Origin of the sequence: Megasphaera hominis, assembly GCF_014269395.1 — a bacterium.
Taxonomy (GTDB): domain Bacteria; phylum Bacillota; class Negativicutes; order Veillonellales; family Megasphaeraceae; genus Megasphaera; species Megasphaera hominis.
Window position 1 is genome coordinate 1 of record NZ_JACOGK010000061.1, and the last position, 5,442, is coordinate 5,442.

A 5,442-nucleotide genomic window follows, 5' to 3' on the forward strand; every position below is an offset into this window, starting at 1 on the left:
TAGATATCTTCATTGGTATAACGAAGATCGGATTAAGATGTCTTTGGGTGGCATGAGCCCGATACAGTATAGAATAAGTTTAGGCTTATTGCCTACAAAGTGAGGACGGTCCAAAAAAACGTCTGCACCCCCCACTTTCCCCTCTGGGAAAGCCATCGTTTCATATATCTTAAAATTATCATTATTTTATATACAAATACATATTTTTTTAAATTTATAGAGCATTGGCTTTCTCCCTGCTGGGAGAAAGTGGCCGAAGGTCGATAGCGCAACACCCCCGTGCGGGTGTTGCGGCCGTGCTTCTCTATGATTGATAAAATCAATCATAGAGCCATTCCTGCAAAAATGCATAACCCAAAAAATGGATTCCTGACGCAAATCGTCAGGAATCCATTTTTCTTCCTCCCGTATCCTCCACTCTTTCCGCACTGCCGCAGCATTGCTGTTCTTTATCTATTCTTCCAAATCTACGATCTTAGCAGGGTTCAGGATATTATTCGGGTCTAGTGCTTTTTTGATGGCCCGGATCATCTTGTATTCGCCTGCTGGGGTGCAGCGTTTGAAGTCTTCTAGTTTCTTGTAGCCTATGCCGTGTTCTCCGGACATTTTGCCGCCTAGGGCGTAGACTTTTTCAAAGAGGTCTTTGTGGAAGCCGGCCATTTTTTTCATCCAGGCTTCTGGTGAGAGGCCGTCTTTATTGAGCGGGAGTACGTGGATGTTGCCGTCGCCGATGTGGGCCGAGGTGACGGTGTAGATGCCGTGTTTTTCTTCTAAACCCGGTACTTCTGCTGTGATTTCGGCGATTTTGTCCAAGGGTACGACGAAGTCTTCGGCTACGAACATGATGTCGATGTCGCGGGCGGCTTCGGCGAATTGTCTGCGGCAGCCCCAGATGCGGTCGTCGGCTTGGATGACGTCGACGGCGTCCATGGCTTCGCAGAGGTCGCTGATTTTTTCCATTTTCTTATCGAGTTCGTCTTCGTCGAAGGTTTCTACGGTGATGATGACGTAGCAGCAGTTGTCTTCTACGTGAGGCAGGGTGACTTTGCAGAAGTTGCTGCACATTTTGAGGGCTTTGTTGTCCATGTATTCGATGCTCGTCGGTTCGATGCCGGCTTTGAGGATTTTATTGGGCAGGGCGAAGGCTTTGGCGTCTTCGTCAAAGATGGCTACGAGGTCGAATTTGCACGGTGGCAACGGGCGCAGTTTGAGTGTGATTTCGGTTACGACGCCCAGGGTGCCTTCGGAGCCGCAGATGAGTTGTTCCAGGCAGTAGCCGGTGGAGCATTTTTGCAGGCGTGCGCCTACGTCTACGATGTCGCCGGTTGGGGTGACGATCTTCATGCCGTAAATTTGGTTCCGCGTGGTGCCGTATTTGACGGCTTTGTTGCCGCCGGCGTTGGTGGCTACGTTGCCGCCGATTTGGCAGCTGTCGGCGCTGCACGGGTCACCGGCATACAGGAGTCCCCGCTGCTTGCATTCCTGCTGGATGACGCTCGTACGGACGCCGGTCTGGACGATGGCGTAGAGGTTGTCTTCGTCGATTTTCAGGATCTGATCCATTTTGTCCAGTTCCATGACGATGCCGTGGTAGACAGGAATGGCGCCACAGGCAACGCCGGAGCCGGCAGCACGGGGTGTAATAGGCACGACGTACTTATTGGCCAGTTTGATGACTTCGGCTACTTCTTCCGTCGTCTTTGGGAAGACGACGACTTCCGGCGTATGGAACCAATAGGGATTGCCTTCTTCGTCGGTCTGGTAGGTTTCCAGTTTTTCCGGGTCTACAGTGACGCCTTTTTCGCCCAGTACGTGTCTCAATTCGTCCAACAGTTCTGCCGATATTTTATTGAATCTTACCATGATACATCTCTCCTTTCGAATATACATGCCTCACTGCGGCATTGTCTCCGTGTCAATGAGCGGTTCCCTGTGCCGGCGGCACTGCTTCTGTCGTGTCTTCTGTTTTGTTGCCCCAGAGAGAGGCTACGAAGGAGCAGAATACTGTCGTCCAGACGACGCCGATGGCGCCGGGGATTGCCGACATGGGATCAAAATAGGTAATACCCAGGGTAACGGCCAAGGCCGTATTTTGTACGCCTACGATGAAGGTCATGGCTTTCCGCTTCGGTGCCTTCATGCGCAGCAGACGGGCTACGGTGTAGCCAATGAGAAGGCCAATGGCCGTGTACAGTACCAAGGTCAGGGCAGCCATACCGGCTACGGCTTGGAGCCGTTCGACGTTGAGGGCCACAATGACGGAAATGATGCAGATAATGGCGCCAACTGTTGCCAGAGGCACGACCTTGAGGATGACAGGCATTTGCTTCGTAAAGAATTTGTGAATGAGAAGTCCCAGTGCGATGGGAATGATGACGATCTTGACGATACTCATGAAAAGGCCTACCGCGTCGATGGGCAGGTATTTGCCGACGTAAAAGAGAAGCAGCACAGGCATGACAGCCGGGGCAACGATGGTGCTCAGGCTCGATACGGTAACAGCCAGAGCCTTATCGCCCTTCGCCAGGAAGGTCATGACGTTGGAAGACGTCCCTGTAGGCGTGCAGCCCAAGAGCACGAGGCCCACAGTGAGCATAGGATCCAAATGGAAAATCGTGCCCAGGCCCAGGCCAACGAGAGGCATAAAGGCGTACAACGTGACGATGCCGATGATGACATCCTTCGGCCGCGTCAGGACCAGCTTGAAATCATTGGGCGTCATGGAAAGACCCATGCTCAGCATGATGATCCCCAAAAACCAGGGAATCGTCCCGCCGTAGGGCTTAAACGGTGCCGGCACAAAATAGGCAAAAACGGCACACAAAATAACCCACAGCGTCACATACTTGGTCACAAATTTGACGAACTTTTCGAAACCACTCATGCGTTCAACCTCCTTACTAAAAAATAAAACACGCTCCCTGCTCCGCTTAAGTATTACTAAACCGAATTTCTTTTATGCCTTTATGTTAACATCATGTAAAGAAAAGAGTCAAAATCTGGCCAGAATGACGTCCCTCCTCCCCTATTTCACTCATTTGGGCCTTTTTTTCGTCCAAAAATTTATAAAATACGACATTTTGTCCAGCTATCGTTCCGTAAAAGAATAAAAAAATCTGACGGAATGTCTAAATAAATTAAATATTCCGTCAGATTTTTTCTTAGTATTTTATCTATTTTGTTGTAAATGGGATTTTTCTGTTGAATTCCTGATTATCCTTAATGGGAAACTTGCGCTTGAACTCGGCCCGGGCCAGCGCCAAATGACGCCGCATAATCGCCTCGGCCATGCCCTGATCGCGAAGCTTCAAAATATCACAAATCCGCACATGCTCAGCGCCGACAACATCGAAATACCCCGCCGGCGGATCGTAATTCAGATAACTCCGGTAACGGTAGAGCTTGTACTTAATGTGTTCGTAAAACTCCTCAAGAAGCGGATGCTGCGCCAATTGAACAATACGCGAATGAAATTGGTACTCCAAATCCACAACATCAATATACCGGCGCCGCAAATCACCGCCATCTTGGCAAATACGCTGCAACTCCTCCGCCATAGCATACAAACCAACCAAATCAGCATCCGTCATCGCCAAAGCCGCCCGCCCCGTCGCATAAGGCTCAATAAGCTCCGACAACTCAGCAATATACGTATACTCCTTCTCAGAAAAAGCCGCCACCCTGTAACCAGGCTGACGCACAACGTATGAATTACGCAAAAGCCGCGTCAAAGCACTCTTCACAGGCGACCGGCTCACACCCAACACCTCCGCCACCGTACTCTCATTCACCCGGCTACCAGGAGCCAACCGGAAACTAACAATCTCCTGCAGCAAAATATCGTACACCATCTCACTCAGAGACAAAAACGGATTCCGTTCCCTCAAACACGCAACCGACTGCTTATCCACCATCGTCACCTCGTTATAGGATATTCAATTTTGACAATTCATATTTCAACACGGTCATAGTTTGATACTATTTTACCATAATTTTACAGTGGAAAGCAGAATTTTCAGAATTGATATAGTGAAGGAAGAAGTATTACGATTTTTGCAAGGAGTGCATGGTCTTTTTAAATTATATATATTTGTATAGAAATCATATATTTTTAAGATTTATGGAGCATTGGCTTTCTCCCTGCTGGGAGAAAGTGGGCGCGAAGCGGTCGATAGAGGGTACCTACGAAAAAATAAATATTTATACACAACACTCATTTTAATCTTACGCCCTCTCTCCCGGCTCCGCCGTACTCTCTCCTTTGGAGGAGAAAGCCACCATTTTATATATTCTTAAATAATAAGAATTTTTATATATCAATCATATATTTTTTAGGATTCATGGAGCAATTGCTTTCTCCTTGTAGGAGAAAGTGGGCGCGGCTCCGTCCGCGGTCGATAGAGGGTACCTATAAAAATCAGTATTTATACACAACACTCATTTCAATCTTACGCCCTCTCTCCCGGCTTCGCCGTACTCTCTCCTTTGGAGGAGAAAGCCATCTTTTCATATATTTTAAAATTATAATCATTTCTATATATAAACATATTTTTTTAAGATTCACGGAGCATTGGCTTTCTCCCTGCTGGGAGAAAGTACCGGTAGCGCAGCGTTACCGGGGATAGAGGGTACCTACAAAACAATGATTTACCATCATTTGTAACGCAAATTACTTTATATTTTCCTTAATTAGCCTTATAATAATAGTGAAAGGAGTTGAGTATAATGAGCGATACAAAGACTTTGAATCTCCGTGTCGATGCTGAGTTGAAGCGTCAGGCAGAGACTATTTTTGCTGATTTAGGTATTCCCACGTCTACTGCAATTAATATGTTCCTGCGGTCCGTTGTTCGTTACGGCGGCATTCCTTTTGATCTGCGCATTTCCCCTAGTGAATTGGAGACAATAAGGGCTATCGATGATGTCAATCATGATCGAAATATGAGCAAGACCTATGATTCTGTGGCTGAGGTTATGGATGATTTGGATTGAGGCACGCTTGCAGCGAGATGGTCTTGAAAAATCAGTATTTATGCACAACATTACATTTCAATCTCACGCCCTCTATCCCCAGTTACGCTTCGCGTTATTACATCAACGTTATGACTACTAGTTTCGCCTCTTCCGGCCGCGTTGCGGCCACCTTCTCCCCAGAGAAGGCAAAATGAGGAAAGCCATCATTTCATATATTCTCAAATAATAAGCATTTTTATATAACAATCATATATTTTTTAAGATTCATGGAGCAATTGCTTTCTCCTTGTAGGAGAAAGTGGGCGGTGCCTTCCCCGTGGCAAGGAGGGTGGCCGCGTAAGCGGACGGGTGCACTGGTCAACAAAACTTGGACACTAAAATCTAAAAAATTAGAATCAGAAATATAATTTGACGCAAAGTTGAACAGTACTTTTTAATAAGTTGGACACTGCCTGAGGTAAGACTTTC

5 protein-coding genes are annotated in these 5,442 nt (G+C 47.2%); 2 read left to right on the forward strand and 3 right to left on the reverse strand.

Annotated elements, in window-relative coordinates:
• A partial coding sequence (locus tag H8J70_RS12155; RefSeq protein WP_186503584.1) for an IS3 family transposase occupies nt 1-103 on the forward strand: 103 nt, incomplete at its 5' end.
• A 350-nt stretch (nt 104-453) separates the two neighbouring features.
• Here H8J70_RS12155 and H8J70_RS12160 read toward each other — a convergent pair.
• The 3 genes from H8J70_RS12160 to H8J70_RS12170 form a co-directional block, all read right to left on the reverse strand.
• Nucleotides 454-1,863, reverse strand: a complete 1,410-nt coding sequence (locus H8J70_RS12160) for an FAD-binding oxidoreductase (RefSeq protein ID WP_186504559.1) — start codon at nt 1,861-1,863, stop codon at nt 454-456.
• A gap of 52 nt (nt 1,864-1,915) precedes the next feature.
• Nucleotides 1,916-2,884: a bile acid:sodium symporter family protein gene (locus tag H8J70_RS12165; protein ID WP_186504560.1), complete on the reverse strand. Its 969-nt coding sequence runs from the start codon at nt 2,882-2,884 to the stop codon at nt 1,916-1,918.
• A 289-nt stretch (nt 2,885-3,173) separates the two neighbouring features.
• Nucleotides 3,174-3,914, reverse strand: a complete 741-nt coding sequence (locus H8J70_RS12170; protein WP_186504561.1) for a GntR family transcriptional regulator — start codon at nt 3,912-3,914, stop codon at nt 3,174-3,176.
• 811 nt (nt 3,915-4,725) lie between these two features.
• On the opposite strand from H8J70_RS12170, the gene H8J70_RS12175 reads away from it, so the two are divergent.
• Nucleotides 4,726-4,992, forward strand: coding sequence for a type II toxin-antitoxin system RelB/DinJ family antitoxin (locus H8J70_RS12175; protein WP_186504562.1), 267 nt, complete (start codon nt 4,726-4,728; stop codon nt 4,990-4,992).
• Nucleotides 4,993-5,442 lie beyond the last annotated feature (450 nt).

Coding starts and splice junctions, on each gene's coding strand:
- H8J70_RS12160 (WP_186504559.1), bottom strand. CDS start 1,863: ATGGTAAGATTCAATAAAATATCGGCAGAACTGTTGGACGAATTGAGA.
- H8J70_RS12170 (WP_186504561.1), bottom strand. CDS start 3,914: ATGGTGGATAAGCAGTCGGTTGCGTGTTTGAGGGAACGGAATCCGTTT.
- H8J70_RS12165 (WP_186504560.1), bottom strand. CDS start 2,884: ATGAGTGGTTTCGAAAAGTTCGTCAAATTTGTGACCAAGTATGTGACG.
- H8J70_RS12175 (WP_186504562.1), top strand. CDS start 4,726: ATGAGCGATACAAAGACTTTGAATCTCCGTGTCGATGCTGAGTTGAAG.